At 71.9% G+C, this 17,945-nt stretch carries 16 protein-coding genes; 5 read left to right on the forward strand and 11 right to left on the reverse strand.

What is annotated here, in order from left to right; genetic code table 11:
* Positions 1-373 precede the first annotated feature (373 nt).
* The gene (locus tag RCO28_RS19385) at positions 374-1,474 is read right to left on the reverse strand and encodes a citrate synthase 2 (RefSeq protein ID WP_308942412.1); all 1,101 of its coding nucleotides are present in this window, start codon (positions 1,472-1,474) and stop codon (positions 374-376) included.
* A 206-nt stretch (positions 1,475-1,680) separates the two neighbouring features.
* Between RCO28_RS19385 and pdxH the strand changes: the two genes are divergently transcribed.
* Positions 1,681-2,373: a pyridoxamine 5'-phosphate oxidase gene (gene pdxH, locus RCO28_RS19390; protein WP_308942622.1), complete on the forward strand. Its 693-nt coding sequence runs from the start codon at positions 1,681-1,683 to the stop codon at positions 2,371-2,373.
* A gap of 140 nt (positions 2,374-2,513) precedes the next feature.
* Here pdxH and RCO28_RS19395 read toward each other — a convergent pair whose 3' ends face one another.
* The 8 genes from RCO28_RS19395 to RCO28_RS19430 all read right to left on the reverse strand — a co-directional run bounded on the left by RCO28_RS19395 (position 2,514) and on the right by RCO28_RS19430 (position 12,781).
* Positions 2,514-3,116: a TetR/AcrR family transcriptional regulator gene (locus RCO28_RS19395; RefSeq protein WP_308942413.1), complete on the reverse strand. Its 603-nt coding sequence runs from the start codon at positions 3,114-3,116 to the stop codon at positions 2,514-2,516.
* Positions 3,104-3,838 (reverse strand): enoyl-CoA hydratase family protein, encoded by a 735-nt coding sequence (locus RCO28_RS19400; RefSeq protein WP_308942414.1) that lies wholly within the window; start codon positions 3,836-3,838, stop codon positions 3,104-3,106. The genes RCO28_RS19395 and RCO28_RS19400 overlap by 13 nt, the downstream gene beginning before the upstream one ends.
* A gap of 39 nt (positions 3,839-3,877) precedes the next feature.
* Complete coding sequence (locus RCO28_RS19405; RefSeq protein ID WP_308942415.1) at positions 3,878-5,488, reverse strand: 4-coumarate--CoA ligase family protein; 1,611 nt, start codon at positions 5,486-5,488, stop codon at positions 3,878-3,880.
* 87 nt (positions 5,489-5,575) lie between these two features.
* On the reverse strand, positions 5,576-6,742 hold the full coding sequence (locus RCO28_RS19410) for an acyl-CoA dehydrogenase family protein (protein WP_308942416.1): 1,167 nt from the start codon (positions 6,740-6,742) through the stop codon (positions 5,576-5,578).
* Entirely contained in the window at positions 6,739-8,628 is a 1,890-nt protein-coding gene (locus RCO28_RS19415) for a biotin carboxylase N-terminal domain-containing protein (protein ID WP_308942417.1), read from the reverse strand. The genes RCO28_RS19410 and RCO28_RS19415 overlap by 4 nt, the downstream gene beginning before the upstream one ends.
* 10 nt (positions 8,629-8,638) lie before the next feature.
* On the reverse strand, positions 8,639-10,243 hold the full coding sequence (locus RCO28_RS19420) for a carboxyl transferase domain-containing protein (protein WP_308942418.1): 1,605 nt from the start codon (positions 10,241-10,243) through the stop codon (positions 8,639-8,641).
* Between the two features lie 31 nt (positions 10,244-10,274).
* A complete protein-coding gene (locus RCO28_RS19425) occupies positions 10,275-11,993 on the reverse strand; it encodes an acyclic terpene utilization AtuA family protein (protein WP_308942419.1) in 1,719 nt (572 codons plus the stop codon).
* A complete protein-coding gene (locus RCO28_RS19430) occupies positions 11,990-12,781 on the reverse strand; it encodes a TIGR03084 family metal-binding protein (RefSeq protein ID WP_308942420.1) in 792 nt (263 codons plus the stop codon). The genes RCO28_RS19425 and RCO28_RS19430 overlap by 4 nt, the downstream gene beginning before the upstream one ends.
* 119 nt (positions 12,782-12,900) lie before the next feature.
* On the opposite strand from RCO28_RS19430, the gene RCO28_RS19435 reads away from it, so the two are divergent.
* Both RCO28_RS19435 and RCO28_RS19440 read left to right on the forward strand, forming a co-directional pair.
* Positions 12,901-13,167, forward strand: coding sequence for a hypothetical protein (locus RCO28_RS19435; protein WP_308942421.1), 267 nt, complete (start codon positions 12,901-12,903; stop codon positions 13,165-13,167).
* The gene (locus RCO28_RS19440) at positions 13,164-13,550 is read left to right on the forward strand and encodes a hypothetical protein (protein ID WP_308942422.1); all 387 of its coding nucleotides are present in this window, start codon (positions 13,164-13,166) and stop codon (positions 13,548-13,550) included. Before RCO28_RS19435 ends, RCO28_RS19440 begins: the two co-directional genes overlap by 4 nt.
* A gap of 27 nt (positions 13,551-13,577) precedes the next feature.
* Here RCO28_RS19440 and RCO28_RS19445 read toward each other — a convergent pair whose 3' ends face one another.
* On the reverse strand, positions 13,578-14,450 hold the full coding sequence (locus RCO28_RS19445; RefSeq protein ID WP_308942623.1) for an EamA family transporter: 873 nt from the start codon (positions 14,448-14,450) through the stop codon (positions 13,578-13,580).
* 223 nt (positions 14,451-14,673) lie between these two features.
* Here RCO28_RS19445 and serC point away from each other — a divergent pair, with 223 nt between their 5' ends.
* Entirely contained in the window at positions 14,674-15,792 is a 1,119-nt protein-coding gene (gene serC, locus RCO28_RS19450) for a phosphoserine transaminase (RefSeq protein WP_308942423.1), read from the forward strand.
* A gap of 252 nt (positions 15,793-16,044) precedes the next feature.
* On the opposite strand, the gene RCO28_RS19455 is transcribed toward serC, so the two are convergent.
* On the reverse strand, positions 16,045-17,040 hold the full coding sequence (locus RCO28_RS19455) for a WD40 repeat domain-containing protein (protein ID WP_308942424.1): 996 nt from the start codon (positions 17,038-17,040) through the stop codon (positions 16,045-16,047).
* A 139-nt stretch (positions 17,041-17,179) separates the two neighbouring features.
* Between RCO28_RS19455 and RCO28_RS19460 the strand changes: the two genes are divergently transcribed.
* On the forward strand, positions 17,180-17,863 hold the full coding sequence (locus tag RCO28_RS19460; RefSeq protein WP_308942425.1) for an SGNH/GDSL hydrolase family protein: 684 nt from the start codon (positions 17,180-17,182) through the stop codon (positions 17,861-17,863).
* Positions 17,864-17,945 lie beyond the last annotated feature (82 nt).

Here is a 17,945-nt window from a genome sequence, read left to right on the forward strand (position 1 = left end):
CGCGCATGCAGTGCACACAGATCATTCAACTCGAAGGTGACGCAGCCCACACCAAGTTTTGGGAAAAAGCGGTCCCGTTAATTCGCTTGAAGCGGCCGGGGCGGGTTCCTAGGCTGGAGTCACTTCGGAAGGGAGGTGGTTCGGCAGATGTATGCAAACCGGACAGGAGAGGTGACTGCGGGCTAGCGGCCTGCTGTCGCACTCAGTGCGGTGCCGGACCAGCGTGCGAGTGAGCACGCAGCCGGCCAATCCAACGCAGTCACCCGATCCGCGGGCCCGCCGGTGATGTCCGGCCGGCTTCCCGCCGCCGAGAGCGGCGGGAACCAGGGCCCGCGGATCGTCTGCGTTCAGGCGCCGTACGGAACCACGAGCCTCAGTCCGCGATCTGCGCGTACCCCTCGATCGACTGCGGCGAGCGCGTGCCCGGTCCGACGTACGTAGCCGAGGGGCGTACGAGTCGGCCGGTGCGCTTCTGCTCCAGGATGTGCGCGGACCAGCCGGCCGTGCGGGCGCAGGTGAACATCGACGTGAACATGTGCGCCGGGACCTCGGCGAAGTCCAGCATGATCGCCGCCCAGAACTCCACGTTCGTCGCGAGGACCCGGTCGGGGCGGCGGGCGTGCAGCTCCTCGAGGGCCGCCTTCTCCAGGGCCTCGGCGACCTCGAAGCGCGGCGCCCCCAGCTCCTTGGCCGTACGCCGCAGCACGCGGGCGCGCGGGTCCTCGGCGCGGTAGACGCGGTGGCCGAAGCCCATCAGGCGCTCGCCCTTGTCGAGGGCCTGCTTGACGTACGCCGTGGCGTCGCCGGTGCGCTCGATCTCCTCGATCATGCCCAGGACGCGGGACGGGGCGCCGCCGTGCAGCGGTCCCGACATGGCGCCGACCGCGCCCGAGAGCGCGGCGGCCACGTCGGCTCCCGTCGAGGCGATGACGCGGGCGGTGAACGTCGAGGCGTTCATGCCGTGCTCGGCGGCGGAGGTCCAGTAGGCGTCGACCGCCTTGACGTGCTTGGGGTCCGGCTCGCCGCGCCAGCGGATCATGAACCGCTCGACGACGCTGGACGCCTTGTCGATCTCGCGCTGCGGCACCATCGGCAGGCCCTGGCCGCGCGCCGACTGGGCGACGTACGACAGGGCCATCACGGCGGCGCGGGCGAGGTCGTCGCGGGCCTGGGCGGCGTCGATGTCGAGCAGCGGTTTGAGGCCCCACACCGGGGCGAGCATGGCGAGCGCGGACTGCACGTCGACGCGGATGTCACCGGAGTGCACCGGGATGGGGAACGGCTCGGCGGGCGGCAGGCCGGGGTTGAAGGCGCCGTCGACCAGGAGGCCCCACACGTTGCCGAAGGAGACGTTGCCGACCAGGTCCTCGATGTCGACGCCGCGATAGCGAAGCGCGCCGCCTTCCTTGTCCGGTTCGGCGATCTCCGTCTCGAACGCGACGACTCCTTCAAGTCCGGGTACGAAGTCGGACATCGGGCGGCTCCTGTGGGTGTAGGGGACTCGCGTTCTCGGGTGCGTTCGCGGGTGCGTTCTGTGGGTGCGTGCGGCGGTCTTCGGACGATAACCCCTGGTGCCGGTTTTGGGGAGCCCTCAGTGCCACTTCGGGTGAGTTACGCGGCACTCAGTGCCATACGGGCGGGATGAGAGGGGTGAGTGAACGGCCGTACGCGTACGGCAGGATGGCCCGCGTGAACGCTTCCGACCCCGTGCCGCCGCCCGAGCCGGCGGCGATGCGCCGCCACTACCGCGCCGAGGGCATCACCCCCGAGGCCCTCGCCGCCGACCCGATGACGCAGTTCGCCCGCTGGTTCCACGACGCCGCACGGGCCGAGGAGCAGGGCGCCCTGTACGAGCCGAACGCGATGGTCGTCGCCACCGCCGACGCCGAGGGGCGGCCGAGCTCGCGCACGGTGCTCCTGAAGGCGTACGACGACCGCGGCTTCGTCTTCTTCACCAACTACGAGTCCCGCAAGGCCCGCGAGATCACGGCCCATCCGTACGTCTCGCTGCTCTTCCCCTGGCATCCGATGGCCCGGCAGGTGATCGTCTCGGGTACGGCGCTGCGCACGGGGCGGGACGAGACGGCGGCGTACTTCCGCACCCGGCCGCACGGCTCGCAGCTCGGGGCGTGGGCGAGCCCGCAGTCCTCGGTGGTCGGCGCGCGCACCGAACTCGACGCGGCGTACGCGGAGTTGGAGCAGCGCTACCCGGAGGGCGAGCAGGTCCCTGTGCCGCCGCACTGGGGCGGGTTCCGGGTGGTGCCGCAGAGCGTGGAGTTCTGGCAGGGGCGGGAGAATCGTCTGCACGACCGCCTGTTGTACCGGCGCGATCCCGGCTCCGACGGCTGGCGGGTCGAACGCCTGGCGCCGTAGGGGCTCTTTCCCCTACCCGCCCCTTCCCGACTGTGTCCGATATGCGGCTGGCGCCGCGTGGCTGCGGCGCAGATCGTTCGTCTGCCGCGCCGTCGTGGCTGGTCGCGCAGTTCCCCGCGCCCCTTTCGGGGCAAGGGAGATCAGCCGCCCAGCGCCCCGTCGATCAGCTCAGCCCACTGCCCCACAACCCGCTCCCGCCGCCCCCGGTCGTCCGTGAGGACATTCGCGAGGCCGAGCCCCCGGGCCATGTCCAGGAAGCCCTGGACCGTCTCCCGTACCCCGGGCACGGACTCGTCCGCCCCGAGCAGCTCCACGGCCATCCGATGGGTCTCGCGGCCGACCCGCGCCTCCAGCTCCGTCACGCGCGCGTGCAGCTGCTCCTCGTGCGAGGCGGCCACCCACAGGTGCAGGGCGGCCCGGAACAGCGGCCCGGTGTAGAGGTCGACGAGGGCCCGCAGGACGGCCCCGCGGTCCTGCGCGGGCAGCTCACGCAGGGCGCTCGACCGCTGCTCGGCGACGTACTCGACGGCCGCCGTGAACAGGTCCTCGCGGGTCGGGAAGTGGTGCTGGGCCGCGCCGCGCGAGACTCCGGCGCGCTCGGCGACGACGGTGACCGTGGAGCCCGTCCAGCCGTGCTCGGCGAGGCAGGCCACGGCGGCCTCCAGGAGTTTCTGTCGGGTGGCGCGGCTGCGGTCCTGCTTGGGGTAGCGGTCCGCTCGTGCCGATTCGCTCACAACACCCATGCAGGATCCCGTCGTTCGAAGAATGCCGTCATGCCTTCACGGGCCTCCTTGGACGCGAACAGCGAGGCGGAGCGCTGTACGAGGTCCTCCGCGTCGCGGTCGAAGGCCTCCAGGACTCTAGCCGTGGCCAGCGCCTTCGACTCCGCGAGCCCCTGCGGTGAGGCCTTGCGGAGGGCGCCGAGCACCGCCGCCAGCGCCCCGTCGACGTCCTCCACCGCCTCCGTCACCAGCCCGATCTCGGCCGCCCGCGCCGCGTCGAACCGCTCCCCGGTGAGGTAGTACCGGGAGGCGGCGCGCGGCTGCAGGCGCGGCAGCAGCGGCAGCGAGATCACGGCGGGCGCGACGCCGAGCCGCACCTCCGTGAACGCGAAGTCCGACCCGGCCGAGGCAAGGGCGATATCGCAGGCCCCGACGAGCCCGAGCCCCCCGGCCCGTACGTGCCCGTCGATCCGCGCCACCACCGGTTTGGGCAGCTCGACCAGCTGCCGCAGCAGCGCCACGAAGCCGTACGGGTTAGGCGGCTCCTTCAGGTCGGCGCCCGCGCTGAACGTGGAGCCGGTGTGGGTGAGCACCACGGCCCGTACGCCTGCGTCCTTGCCGCACTCGGCGATCGCCTGCGCGAGGGCGGTGACGAGCTGCGCGGAGAGTGCGTTGCGCTTCTCCGGGGCGTCCAGGGTGAGGGTGGCGACGCCCCGGTCCTCGCTCACGGTCAGCTGCTGCATGCGTGGTCCTCAGTTCTCTTCAATGCTCTTCAGTTCTCTTCAATGCTCTTCAGGCCTGCGCTCGCGGTCCCGTAGTTCCCTGCGCAGGATCTTTCCGCTGAGGGCACGCGGCACACCGTCCACGAACTCGACGCGGCGGATCTTCTTGTACGGGGCGACGCGCTCGGCGACGTACGCGCTGATCTCCTCCGCGTCGAGCCGCGCCGCCCCTGCCCCCTCCTGCCGTACGACGAACGCCTTGGGGATCTCGGTGCCGTCCTCGTCGTACACCCCGATGACCGCCGCGTCGGCCACGGCGGGGTGGGTGAGCAGCAGGGCTTCCAGCTCGGCCGGGGCGACCTGGAAGCCCTTGTACTTGATGAGTTCCTTCACGCGGTCCACGACGAACAGCCAGCCCTCGGCGTCGACCTGGCCGATGTCGCCGGTGTGCAGCCAGCCGTCCGCGTCGATCATGTCGGCGGTGGCCTCGGGCCGGCCGAGGTAGCCCTTCATGACCTGCGGGCCCCGGATGACGATCTCGCCGCGCTCGCCGGGCCCGAGGTCGCGCGCCGGGTCGTCGAGGTCGACGATCCGCATCTCCGTACCGGCGACGAGCCTGCCGACGGTGCCGGGCGGCGGGTGCTGCTCGTCGAGCGGTACGAGATGGGTGCAGGGCGAGAGTTCCGTCATGCCGTAGCCCTGGATCACGGCGGGCAGGCCGAGGCGGCGGGCGCAGGCGGCGGCGAGGTCCGCGTCGAGCGGGGCGGCGGCGCTGAGGACGAGCCGCACGGACGACAGGTCGTACTCGGCGACCTTCGGGTGCTTGGCCAGGGCGAGGACGATCGGCGGGGCGACGTACAGGGCGGTGATGCGGTGCTTCTCGATCGCGGCGAGGAACGTGTCGAGGTCGAAGCGGGGCAGGACGACGACGGTCGCGCCGTGCCGCAGCGGGGCGTTGATCAGCGCGGTCAGCCCGTAGATATGGAAGAAGGGGAGGACCGCCAGGACCCGTTCACCGCGGCCGATGGGCATGCTCGGGTACAGCTGCGCCAGGTTGGTGGCGATGTTGCGGTGGGTGAGCATGACGCCCTTGGGGACGCCGGTGGTGCCCGAGGAGTACGGGAGGACGGCGATGTCCTGCTCCGGGTCCAGGTCGACGTGCGGCTCGGGTGCGGTGGATGCGGCGAGTTCGAGTATGGAGCGGTGCCCCGCCGACTGATCCGTCTGATCCGTCTCGTCGCACACGAGGATCTCCCTTACCCCGCCCCCGAGTTCGGCCGCCGCGCGGGCCACGTCGAGCAGCGGGGACACAGTGACGATCCAGCTCGCCCCGGAGTCGCGCAGCTGCTTGGCGAACTCGTCGGGCGTGGACAGCGGGTGCACGGTGGTGACGGCGGCGCCGGCGCGGGTCGCGGCGTAGAACACGGCCGGGAAGGCGAGGGTGTTGGGGCTGTGCAGGGCGAGCACATCGCCCTTGCCGAGACCGGCCTCCGCGAGGCCGGCGGCGATGCGGCGGTGGGCGTGGTCGAGCTGGGCGTACGTGAGGGTGGTGCCGGTGAGGCCGTCGATCAGCGCCTCGGTCTCGCCGTACGCGGGGGCTTCGCCCAGGACGGCGTCGTGGATGGGGAGTTCGAGCGGGGCTACGTCGTCGTACTCGCTGCGGAAGACCATGGGTGCACTCCGTTGCCTCGGGTGCGGTGCGAGGACCTTGCGGGGATTCCCGTGCCCCGATAGGTGGCGCGGGTAACTGCGCGGGGATCAGTACGACTTCGGCAGCCCCAGCGACTGATGTGACACATAGTTGAGGATCATGTCGCGGCTGACCGGGGCGATCCGGGCCACCCGTGCGGCGGTGATGAGAGACGCCAGGCCGTACTCGCGCGTCAGGCCGTTGCCGCCCAACGTGTGCACCGCCTGGTCGACCGCCTGTACGCAGGCGTCCGCCGCCGCGAACTTCGCCATGTTGGCGGCCTCGCCGGCGGCCGCGTCGTCGCCCGTGTCGTACAGGTGGGCCGCCTTCTGCATCATCAGGCGGGCCAGTTCCAGGTCGATGTGGGACTTGGCCAGGGGGTGGGCGATGGACTGGTGGGCGCCGATCGGGTCCCGCCAGACCTGGCGTTCCTTCGCGTAGGCCACCGCCCGCGCGACCGCGTACCGGCCCATGCCGATCGCGAAGGCGGCCGTCATGATGCGCTCCGGGTTGAGGCCCGCGAAGAGTTGCAGCAGTCCCGCGTCCTCGTCGCCGACCAGCGCCTCCGCAGGCAGCCGTACGTCGTCCAGAACCAGCTCGAACTGCTTCTCGGGGGCCTGGAGTTCCATGTCGATCTGATGGCGCTGGAAGCCCGGAGCGTCCCGGTCGACGATGAACAGGCAGGGCTTGAGGCGGCCCGTACGGGCGTCCTCCGTGCGGCCCACGATCAGCGTCGCGTCGGCGATGTCGACGCCGGAGATGAAGACCTTGCGGCCGGTCAAAATCCAGTCACCGGAGGCACCGTCACGGCGGGCCGTCGTCGTGATGCGGTGGGAGTTGGAGCCCGCGTCGGGTTCCGTGATGCCGAAGGCCATCGTGCGGGAGCCGTCGGCGAGACCCGGCAGCCAGGTCCGCTTCTGCTCCTCCGTGCCGAAGCGTGCGATGACCGTCCCGCAGATCGCGGGCGACACGACCATCATGAGCAACGGGCTGCCCGCCGCCCCCAACTCCTCAAGGACGATGGACAGTTCGGCTATCCCGCCGCCTCCGCCCCCGTACGGCTCCGGCAGGCTCACCCCCAGGTAGCCGAGCTTCGCCGCCTCCGCCCACAGCTCCTCGGGGTGGCCGCCCTCGCGGACGACCTTGGTCATGTAGTCGCGGCCGTAGCGCTTGCCGAGCGCGGCGACGGCGGCGCGCAGTTGCTGGTGCTCCTCGGTTTCCAGGGTGACGGTCATGACTCTTTCTCCTCCTGTACGACGACGGCGAGCAGGGCGCCGACCTCGACCTGGCGGCCGGGTGCGGCGTGGAGCGCGGTGAGCGTGCCGGAGGCGGGAGCGGTGACGCGGTGCTCCATCTTCATCGCCTCCAGCCAGAGCAGGGGTTGTCCGGCCTGGACGGTGGCGCCCTCCGTGACCCCCTCCGCGAGGCGTACGACCGTGCCGGGCATGGGCGCGAGCAGGGAGCCGGGCGCCTGGTCGGCGGTGGCGTCGGGGAAGCGGGAAAGGGCGGTGTACGCGGCGCCGTTCACGTGAACGGCGCCGTCCGGATATGACGCGACCCTGAACTGCCGCCGCACGCCCGCGACTTCGAGCACCACGAGTGTCGGGGCCGCCTGGAGCACCCGCACCCCGTCCGCGTCGAGCCCCGCCCGCGTATGCCGGTACCGCACCTCGTGCTCGGCCCCGTCCGGCTCGCTCCGGTACCGCTTGACCTGGTCCTGCGAGTGCAGGTTGCGGAAGCCGCCGAAGCGGGATCGGCCGTGCGCGTCGGCGAGTGCGGCGGCCAGGGGGGCGTACGGGTCGAGCTCGGGCTCGGTGAGCTCCTCCAGGTGGCGGTCGTAGAAGCCGGTGTCCATGCGGGCGGCGGCGAACTCCGGGTGCCGGAGCGACCGTACGAGGAAGTCGCGGTTCGTCACCGGTCCGTGCACCTCGGCCCGCTCCAGGGCCCCGGCCAGGCGGCGCAGCGCCTCCGCGCGGGTCGGGGCGTGGGCGACGGCCTTGGCGAGCATCGGGTCGTAGTGCACGCCGATGGTGTCGCCGTCCGCGCAGCCGGTGTCCACCCGAAGCTGCCCATCAGCCGCTTCGCGGCGGGCGGGGATCCGGAAGCGGTGCAGCGTGCCCGTCTGCGGGGCGAAGCCGTTCGCCGGGTCCTCGGCGTACAGGCGCGCCTCGACCGCGTGGCCGCGCGCGGCGGGCGGCTCCGGGTCAAGGGCCGAACCCTCGGCCACGCGGAGCTGGAGGGCGACCAGGTCGAGCCCGAACACGGCCTCGGTCACGGGGTGTTCGACCTGGAGGCGGGTGTTCATCTCCAGGAACTGGGCCCGCCCGTCGGCGACCAGGAACTCCACCGTGCCCGCGCCGACGTACCCGGTCGCCCGCGCCGCGCGCACCGCCTGCTCGTACAGCGACTCCACGAGCGCGGGATCGAGGCCGGGCGCCGGGGCCTCCTCGATGACCTTCTGGTGGCGGCGCTGCAGCGAGCAGTCGCGGGTGCCGAGCGGCCACACCGTGCCGTGCCGGTCCGCGAGCAACTGCACCTCGACGTGCCGCCCGCCCTCCACGTACGGCTCGACGAACACCTCCCCGTCCCCGAACGCACTCGCGGCCTCGGCCCCGGCCGCCGCCAACTCCCGTACCAACTCGGCCAGTTGGCGTACGACCCGCATGCCGCGCCCGCCGCCGCCCGCCGCCGCCTTCACGAGGACCGGAAGATCCGCCTCCGTGACCTCGGCCGAGGCGAGCGGCGCGATGCCCATCAGCTCCTTGGCCCGCGTCTTCGACGCCATCGCCTCGATCGCCTCGGGCGGCGGCCCGATCCACAGCAGGCCCGCGTCCGTGACGGCCCGCGCGAAGTCGGCGTTCTCGGACAGGAAGCCGTAGCCGGGGTGCACGGCGTCGGCCCCGGCGGCCTGCGCGGCCTTCACCACCAGGTCGCCACGGAGATACGTGTCGGCGGGGGCCGAGCCCGGCAGCCGTACGGCCGTGTCGGCCTCGCGTACGTGCAGGGCGTCCGCGTCGGCGTCGGAGTGCACGGCGACCGTGGCGATGCCGAGGTCGCGGCAGGTACGGAAGACACGGCAGGCGATCTCGCCCCGGTTGGCCACCAACAGGCAAGTAATCACGGTCAGTTCCTCACATCCGGAAGACGCCGAAGCCACCCCGCGCCCCCTCGTAGGGGGCCGTGTGGATCGCGGACAGGCACATCCCGAGGACCGTCCGCGTGTCCCTCGGGTCGATCACGCCGTCGTCGTAGAGCCGCCCGGACAGGAACATCGGCAGCGACTCGGACTCGATCTGCTGCTCCACCATGGCGCGCAGCGCGGCGTCCGCGTCGTCGTCGTAGGGCTGCCCCTTCGCGGCGGCGGACTGCCGGGCCACGATGGAGAGTACGCCCGCGAGCTGCTGCGGGCCCATGACGGCGGACTTGGCGCTGGGCCAGGCGAACAGGAAGCGCGGGTCGTAGGCGCGGCCGCACATGCCGTAGTGCCCGGCGCCGTACGAGGCGCCCATGAGCACCGACAGATGCGGCACCCGGGAATTGCTGACCGCGTTGATCATCATCGCGCCGTGCTTGATGATCCCGCCCTGCTCGTACTCCTTGCCGACCATGTAGCCGGTGGTGTTGTGCAGGAAGAGCAGCGGGATGTCGCGCTGGTTGGCGAGCTGGATGAACTGGGCGGCCTTCTGCGACTCCTCGCTGAACAGGACGCCCTGCGCGTTGGCGAGGATGCCGACCGGGTAGCCGTGCAGCGCCGCCCACCCGGTGACCAGGGACGACCCGTACAGCGGTTTGAACTCGTCGAAGTCCGAGCCGTCGACGATCCGGGCGATCACCTCGCGCGGGTCGAAGGGGATCTTGAGGTCACCGGGCACGATGCCGAGCAGTTCGTCGGGGTCGTACGTGGGTTCCGCCACCGCCGCCGGGTCCGGATCGGCGTACGCCTTGCGCCAGTTGAGGCGGGCGACGACGCGGCGGGCCTGGCGGAGCGCGTCGGGCTCGTCGGCCGCCAGGTAGTCGGCGAGGCCGGACGTGCGGGCGTGCATCTCGGCGCCGCCGAGCGACTCGTCGTCGCTCTCCTCGCCGGTGGCCATCTTGACCAGCGGCGGCCCGCCGAGGAAGACCTTCGCCCGCTCCTTCACCATGATCACGTGGTCGCACATGCCGGGTACGTACGCGCCTCCGGCGGTGGAGTTCCCGAAGACCACGGCGACGGTCGGGATGCCGGCCGCGCTGGACTGCGTGAGGTGTTTGAAGAGGGCCCCGCCCGGAATGAAGATCTCCTTCTGCGAGGGCAGGTCGGCGCCGCCGGACTCGACGAGATGGATCGACGGGAGGCGGTTGGCGAGCCCGATCTCATGCGAGCGGAACGCCTTCTTCAGCGTCCAGGGGTTGCTGGCCCCGCCGCGTACGGTCGAGTCGTTGGCGGTGATCAGGCATTCGACGCCCTCGACGGTGCCGATGCCGCAGACCATCGCGGCGCCGACGTGGTAGTCACTGCCCCAGGCGGCCAGCGGCGACAGCTCCAGGAACGGCGTATCGGGGTCGAGCAGCAACTCGATCCGCTCCCGGGCGAGCAGCTTGCCGCGCTTACGGTGCCGTTCGACGTACTTCTCCCCGCCGCCCGCGAGCGCCTTGGCGTGCTCGGTCTCCAGCTCGGCGAGCTTGTCGAGCATGGCGGCGCGGTGCGCGGTGTGGTCGGGGTCGGTGGGGTCGAGGGCGCTGTTCAGGACGGTCACGGTCGCGCCTCCGGAAACGCCGACAGGACGGTCACAGCAATACCTCCGGAATCTCGACGTGCCGGGAGCGCAGCCACTCCCCCAGGCCCTTGGCCTGCGGATCGAACCGCGCCTGCGCGGCCACGCCGTCGCCGAGCAGTCCTTCGATCACGAAGTTCACGGCGCGCAGCTGCGGCAGTACGTGCCGTACGACGATCAACTCAGCGGTCTCCGGCAGGAGTTGGCGGAGACGCTCGACGGTCAGCTCATGGGCGAGCCACCGCCAGGCTTCCTCCGTGCGCACCCACACACCGAGGTTGGCGTCCCCACCCTTGTCGCCGCTGCGGGCCCCCGCGACGAGCCCGAGCGGCGCCCGCCGGGTCGGGCCCTCGGGCAGCGGCTCGGGCAGGGCGGGTCGCGGGAGGTCCTCAAGGGGCCGGGTGCGCGCGGGCGGCGGCACGGCCACCCGCGCCCCGTCGGGCAGCACCGCGACATGCGACACGTCCCCCTGCTCGACGTACGCGGCGTGGAACACCCCGTACGGGGCGCCCTTGCCGGGCGGGGCCGTGACATGGAAGCCGGGGTAGCTGCCGAGGGCCAGCTCGATCGCGGCGCCGCTGACGGCCCGGCCGACCGCCTCCTGCTCCGGGTCGCGCACGACGAGCCGCAGCAGCGCGCTGGCGGTCTCCTCGGTGCCGGCGTCGGCGCGGTCGGTACGGGACAACTCCCAACGCACCTCGGCGGGGCGGGACTTGGCCCGGTCGAAGGCGTCCTCGACCTGGGCGCGCACGAGTGCGGCCTTGGCCTCGACGCCGAGCCCGGTGAGCACGAACACGACCCCGTTGCGGAAGCCCGCGAGCCGGTTGAGCCCGACCTTCAGCGTCGGCGGCGGCACCTCCCCGCGCACCCCGTCGATCCGCACCCGGTCGGGCCCGTCCTGCGTCAGGCGTACGGAGTCGAGGCGGGCGGTGACGTCGGGGCCCGCGTACCGGGCGGGTCCTGTCTCGTAGAGGAGCTGGGCGGTGACGGTGCCGAGGTCGACGTAGCCGCCGGTGCCGTCGTGCTTGGTGATGACGCTGGAGCCGTCGGCGTGGATCTCCGCCAACGGGAAGCCGGGGCGCCGCAGTTCCCGCACGGGGTCCCGTCCGGGCTCGTCGAAGAACGCGTAGTTCCCGCCGGTCGCCTGCGTCCCGCACTCCAGGACGTGCCCGGCGACGACGGCTCCCGCGAGCTCGTCGTACGCCTCGGGCCCCCACCCGAAGTGCGCGGCCGCCGCGCCGGTGACGAGTGCGGCGTCGGTGACGCGGCCGGTGACGACGATGTCCGCCCCGGCCTGCAGGCAGGCGGCGATGCCGTGCCCGCCGAGGTAGGCGTTGGCGGTGAGGACGCCCTCGCCCCAGCCCCCACGGCCGGACAGATCGTCCCCCTCGACATGCGCGACGGCGGCCGGAAAGCCGAGCCGCTGGCTCAACTCCCGTACTTTCAGGGCCAGCCCGGCCGGATTCAGCCCACCGGCGTTGACGACGATCCGTACGCCGCGCTCGTGCGCGAGCCCCAGACATTCCTCGGCCTGCCGCAGAAAGGTCTTGGCGTAACCGAGCTGCGGGTCGCGCAGCCGGTCGCGGCCGAGGATGAGCAGGGTCAGCTCGGCGAGATAGTCGCCGGTCAGGACGTCGAGGGGGCCGTCGGTGAGCATCTCCCGTACGGCGTCGAAGCGGTCGCCGTAGAAGCCCGAGGCATTGCCGACGCGCAGGGGCCGCCGCCCGCTCACGAGGCCCTCCCCGGGGCCCGGCCCTTCCCCGGCAGCCCGGCGAAGCACTGCGCGATGTCCAGCCAGCGGTCGGCGTCGGCGCCCTCGGCGCGCAGGTCGAGGTCGTCGCGGTGGGCGCGCTGGGTGACGAGCAGGCAGAAGTCGAGCGCGGACCCGGTCACGCGCTGCGGCGCCTCCTCGGGCCCGTATGCCCACAACTCCCCGCCCGGGCCGACCAGTTCGATGCGGAACTCCTCCGCCGGTACGGGCAGGCCGCGCACCCCGAACGCGAAGTCCCGGGTCCGTACGCCGATGTGCGCGATGTGCCGAAGGCGTGCGGTGGGCTCCCGGTGCACGCCGAGCGCGTCCGCGACGTCCTGCCCGTGCGCCCAGGTCTCCATCAGGCGGGCGGTGGCCATCGAGGTGACGCTCATCGGCGGCCCGTACCAGGGCAGCCGCTCCCCCGCGGGCCGCGCCCGGAGCACGCGCTGCAACTCCTCGCGCCCGTCACGCCAGCGCGCGAGCAGCTCGCCCGGGGGGAGTGCGGCCAGCTCCTCGGCCCCGTCGTCCACGAACGTCTCGGGCGCGGCGGCCGCCTTCCCCACCTCGCGGGCGAAGCCCTCGGCGTCGGTGGCGGCGAGCAGGGCGGCCCGGTCGGTCCAGGCCAGATGCGCGATCTGGTGAGCGACACTCCACCCGGGCGCGGGCGTGGCCCCGGCCCACTCGTCCGGCCCCAACTCCTCTACGAGGACGTCGAGTCCGGCACTTTCGTCACGCAGATCGTCGAGCACGTACACGGGGTCGGGCACGGGCGCTCCCTCACGTATGCGGTGTGCGGTGAGCATGGCAGCGGCGACAGAAACAATCAAGCGTGCTTGAAAAACTCAGCGCGCCGTGGCGGCGTTTACGCAGACGTATACTCACCCTCATGTCTGACGCCATGATCCGAGTCCCAGCCGAGGTGCGAGACCGCCTCGCGGTCATCGCCGAGTCCCGCGGCACGTCGATCCGCTCGCTCGTGCAGGAGTTCGCCGAGACCTCCATGACCGAGGAGGAGCGCCGCGAGCGAGCCGAACGGACCCGCGCCTACCTGGCCGAGCACTTCGGGGTCGAGGTGACCGACGAGGAGAGTGCCGCGATGGGGCGCCGACTCCGCGAAGCCTTCGCGCAATCCCAGGGAGACGCGGCAGCGTGATCCAGCACCATCTGATCCTCGACACCCCGACACTCCTCGCCCTGTCCGGCAACCGGCAGGTCTCCGCGTTGATCCACCGGGGAGGCATCGAGCCCGAGACCCGACTGTGGGCCCCGGTCCTGTCGATCCTGGAAGCCGACCGCGAGCTCCTCGGTATCGCCGAGCACATCGGCCAGCTCGACGTCATCCACACAGTCGATCTCGACTACCCCGCCGCCCTCACCGTCGCCCAGCTCCACCGCGACGGCGTCCCGCCCGGTATCGGGGCAGCGATGCACGCAGTACGGCACGTACCGGAATGGGGAGCCGACGCGTTGGTCGCCACGGTCGCCTCCAAGGCGTACGAGGGGCGTGGCGTGCCGGTCCTCGACCTGAACCGCTGACCGGCCCCACCGAACACGGACTCGAGGTCACTCCCCTCGCGCAGCGCTCCCCACCTGCGTCCGAACCGCCCCCATGCTCGCCGCCACCACCAGCGCGATCGCCAGCGCGTCCGTCCAGGACAGGGCCTGATGGAGGATCAGGAAGCCCGCCGTCCCCGCGATGGCCGGTTCCAGGCTCATCAGGACCGCGAACGTGGGCGCCGGCATCCGGCGCAGCGCGAGGAGTTCAAGGGTGTACGGCAGGACGGACGACAGGACCGCGACCGCCGCGCCGAGCGCCAGCGTCGTGGGCACCAGGAGCTTCGAGCCGGACTCGGCGAAGCCGAACGGCAGGCTCAGGACCGCGCCGACCGCCATCGCGAGGGCGAGCCCGTCCGCCTGCGGGAAGCGCCGCCCCGTACGGGAGCTGAACACGATGTACGTCGCCCACATCACGCCCGCGCCGACCGCGAACGCCGCACCCACCGGGTCAAGGCCGCCGAATCCGCCCGCCCCGCCGAGCAGGAACACACCGCCCAGGGCGAGCCCCGCCCACAGGGCGTTGACCGCGCGGCGGGAGGCGAGGACCGAGAGCGCCAGCGGGCCGAGCACCTCCAGGGTGACGGCGGGGCCCAGCGGGATACGGGCGACGGCCTGGTAGAAGAGGCCGTTCATGGCGGCCATCGTCGCGCCGAAGACCAGGACCGTGCCCCAGTCGGCCCGCGTGTAGCCGCGCACCTTCGGGCGGCAGACCAGGAGCAGGACCACGGCCGCCGCGACGAGCCGGATCGTCACCACACCGAGCGCACCGGCCCGCGGCATCAGCGTCACGGCGACCGCCGCGCCGAACTGCACGGAGACGCACCCGCCGAGCACCAGCCCGACCGGCCCGGCCCCGCGGCGCGCACGGCTCGACCCCACCCCGTCAGGGGCGACGGTTGCCTGTTCGGCGGTCTGCGGGCCAGGGTTCACGGGTGTCTCCGATGACGTACGTTCACAGCAAGTGCTGTACAGGATCCTGCACTAGCCAGGCCAAGGTACTGCACTGACGGCGTCGAGGTCTCCTCCCTTCCGTCCGTGGACACCCCGTCTCGGGGGATGGACCACGCAAACCCCCCGGCCTGGGACCCGCTAGGCTCCCGACGTGGCTGAGATCCAGATTCCCGCTGACATCAAGCCCGCCGACGGCCGTTTCGGCGCGGGCCCCTCCAAGGTGCGTACGGAAGCGCTCGACGCTCTGGCCGCCACCGGAACCTCCCTGCTCGGAACGTCCCACCGCCAGGCCCCGGTCAAGAACCTGGTCGGCCGGGTGCGCGAGGGCATCCAGAGCCTCTTCCAGCTCCCCGAGGGCTACGAGGTCGTCCTCGGCAACGGCGGCTCGACCGCGTTCTGGGACGTCGCGACCCACGGCCTGATCGAGAACAAGTCGCAGCACCTGTCGTTCGGCGAGTTCTCCTCCAAGTTCGCCAAGGCCGCCAAGCTGGCCCCGTGGCTCGCCGAGCCCACGGTCATCCAGAGCGAGCCGGGCACGCACCCGACCCCGCAGGCCGAGTCGGGCGTGGACGTGTACGCGTACACGCACAACGAGACCTCCACCGGTGTCGCCGCCCCCATCAAGCGGGTCGAGGGTGCCGACGCGGGCTCGCTCGTCCTGGTGGACGCCACCTCCGGTGCGGGCGGTCTGCCCGTGGACATCACCGAGACGGACGTCTACTACTTCGCGCCGCAGAAGTCCTTCGCCGCGGACGGCGGCCTGTGGCTCGCCGCGTTCTCCCCGGCCGCGATCGAGCGCGCCGAGCGGATCCACGGCAGCGGCCGGCACGTGCCGGAGTTCTTCTCGCTGCCCACCGCGATCGACAACTCGCGCAAGAACCAGACGTACAACACCCCGGCGCTCGCCACCCTGTTCCTGCTCGCCGAGCAGCTGGACTGGATCAACGGCCAGGGCGGTCTCGACTGGGCGGTGCGCCGCACGGCCACCTCCTCGCGCACGCTCTACGGCTGGGCCGAGGAGTCCAAGTACGCGAGCCCCTTCGTGGCGGACCCGGCGCAGCGCTCGCAGGTCATCGGCACGATCGACTTCTCGGACGACGTGGACGCGGCCGCCGTCGCCAAGGCGCTGCGCGCCAACGGCATCGTGGACACCGAGCCGTACCGCAAGCTGGGCCGCAACCAGCTGCGCGTCGCGATGTTCCCGGCGATCGACCCGGCGGACGTCGAGGCCCTCACGGCCTGCGTGGACTACGTGATCGAGAAGCTGTAACCCCATTTCGTACGCATACGGGCCCGGCACCTGCCCAGGTGCCGGGCCCGTTCGCGTGCACCTGCCTCAGCGGCTCAACCGTGCTCGACCCGAGGTGCTGGCCGCGGCGCGCGGCGCGGAGGCGGACCCCGGCTCAGCGACCGCAAGTACCGCATGCTGCAAGGGGTGTTGGTGCACACCTTGCACCGCATCCGCGGGTACCGGACGCTGCACTACGAGGTGCACCCCCAGACCGTTTCCGTAAAGTCCCGCTCACCCCTTGCGGAACAGCCTCCGCAGGCCGAACACGGCCGCCATGACGATCAGCCCGACCACGACCGTTCCGGACACGAGCCCGTCACCCTCACCGTCACCGCCCTTGGATGCCGAACTCCCGTTCTCCAGCGGCGACTTGACCGGCTCGTCGTCCACCGCCCCCGGCACCTCGATCGGCTCGACCTCGCTGCCCCGGCCCTCCGAGCCGTACATCAGCGTCGTCCCGTCCGGGCTGTACGTCACCGACTCGCCCTGCCGCTGCAACGGCACGTCCGCCCGCTCGGGGCCGACCGGCCTGCCGCCCTTCCAGGTGTACGAGGACGCCTCGAAGTAGCCGCGAAGCAGCAGCCGTCGGCCGTCCGGCGAGAAGGCGCCGTCGGTCGTCCAGAGGTCGACGTCCGCGACCCTCCGGAAGACATTGGTGCCCGAGGCGGACAGCTCGGCCGGCCCCTCGTAGAGCCCGCCGCCGCCGTCGCGCTTCTTGTCGGCGACATAAACCCGGCCCGTCTTCGGATGCACCATCAGCGCCTCGGCGTCCCGCGCCCCTCCGGCGTACTTCACCACGTACTGCGTCGCCTTCACCGTCGCGTCCCGCAGCTGCTTCGGCTCGGGGAGGCGGTAGATCCACACGTGGTCCCAGGTGCCGCCGAGATTGTCCCCGATGTCGCCCACGTACAGGTCGCCGTCCGGGCCGATCGACACGGCCTCCACGTCGCGCGGCTCACCCACCCCGCTGAGGGTGAGCGTGGCGACGGTCTTCCCGGTGCGGGAGTCGACCGCGTAGAGGTGGGCGCCGTCGTCGCTGTCGTTGTGCGTCCAGTAGATCCCCGGGTGCGCGCGGCTCGCGGCGAGGCCGCTGGACTCGGTGATCCTCGGGTCCTCGATCGTGAACCCGTCATTTCCCCCGTCGGCGGCAGCCGCCGGACCCGCCGCGCTGAGCAGCAGGAGCGCCGCCGCCCCGGTCACACCCGTCACACCCACAAGTGAACGCATGCGCCCAGACTGCCAGGTGAGGTGGAGGCCCTTGAGGCGCAGGCCCCCGAGACGTAGGCGCCTGACACGTAGGCCCCACGTGTGCAGCCTCACACCACGGGCCGGTGCCGCGGCCCCCCGCATCCGGAATGATGAGCGGATGCTCAGGCTCCTCTTCGTCGGTGACTCGATGACCATCGGCAGCGCCGGCGAACACACCTGGCGCCACCGCATGTGGCAGCACCTGCGCAGCTCGTACGGCGGCCCGTTCCAGATCGTCGGCCCGCGCGAGACGCTCTACGACAAGGCCGCCGACGCCCCCGTCTCGCACGAGTACGCGGCCGGCGTCGAGCCCGCCTTCCCGCGCCGCCATCTCGCCGGCTGGGGCGAGGGCTGGCTGCACATGGCCCCGCTGATCGGCGAGACCGTACGCGAGCAGCGCGCCGATCTGCTCCTCGTCTCCCTAGGCCTGATCGACCTCGGCTTCTACACCGACGCCGAGCAGACCGCGGCCAACGTCGGCACGTTCCTCACCGAGGCCCGCGCCGCGAACCCCCGGATCGCGGTCGCGATCCTGCCGGTCATCCCCAACGTCCGCGCCCGCACGGACCCTTCGTTCGCCGCGGAGGTCGACCACTTCAACGAACTCCTCGCGAAGACGGTCGCCGACCTCGACACGGACCGCTCCCCCGTCCTCCTCGCCTCGGTCCCGCCGTCGTACGACATCGACCTCGACACGTACGACGGCACGCACCCGAATGCCTCCGGCGAGCACAAACTGGCGGAGGCGTTCGCGGACGCGATGTACCAGGCGTGGGACCTCGGAGAGCCGTACTCCGGATAAAGGTTCGAACTCCCCGTGACTCGGTCACCGTGCGTATCGTTGTACTGCGCGGGTGCCCGTGACCGATGGGCGCCCGGGGAGG

Origin of the sequence: Streptomyces sp. LHD-70 (assembly GCF_031157275.1) — a bacterium.
In the GTDB taxonomy this organism is placed as follows: Bacteria; Actinomycetota; Actinomycetes; order Streptomycetales; family Streptomycetaceae; genus Streptomyces.

What these genes read in the sequence shown, in the direction of transcription:
- RCO28_RS19435 (WP_308942421.1), top strand. Translation starts at nt 12,901, where the DNA reads ATGTCTGACGCCATGATCCGAGTCCCAGCCGAGGTGCGAGACCGCCTC.
- RCO28_RS19460 (WP_308942425.1), top strand. Translation starts at nt 17,180, where the DNA reads ATGCTCAGGCTCCTCTTCGTCGGTGACTCGATGACCATCGGCAGCGCC.
- RCO28_RS19405 (WP_308942415.1), bottom strand. Translation starts at nt 5,488, where the DNA reads ATGGTCTTCCGCAGCGAGTACGACGACGTAGCCCCGCTCGAACTCCCC.
- pdxH (WP_308942622.1), top strand. Translation starts at nt 1,681, where the DNA reads ATGGCCCGCGTGAACGCTTCCGACCCCGTGCCGCCGCCCGAGCCGGCG.
- RCO28_RS19400 (WP_308942414.1), bottom strand. Translation starts at nt 3,838, where the DNA reads ATGCAGCAGCTGACCGTGAGCGAGGACCGGGGCGTCGCCACCCTCACC.
- RCO28_RS19395 (WP_308942413.1), bottom strand. Translation starts at nt 3,116, where the DNA reads ATGGGTGTTGTGAGCGAATCGGCACGAGCGGACCGCTACCCCAAGCAG.
- RCO28_RS19455 (WP_308942424.1), bottom strand. Translation starts at nt 17,040, where the DNA reads ATGCGTTCACTTGTGGGTGTGACGGGTGTGACCGGGGCGGCGGCGCTC.
- RCO28_RS19385 (WP_308942412.1), bottom strand. Translation starts at nt 1,474, where the DNA reads ATGTCCGACTTCGTACCCGGACTTGAAGGAGTCGTCGCGTTCGAGACG.
- RCO28_RS19410 (WP_308942416.1), bottom strand. Translation starts at nt 6,742, where the DNA reads ATGACCGTCACCCTGGAAACCGAGGAGCACCAGCAACTGCGCGCCGCC.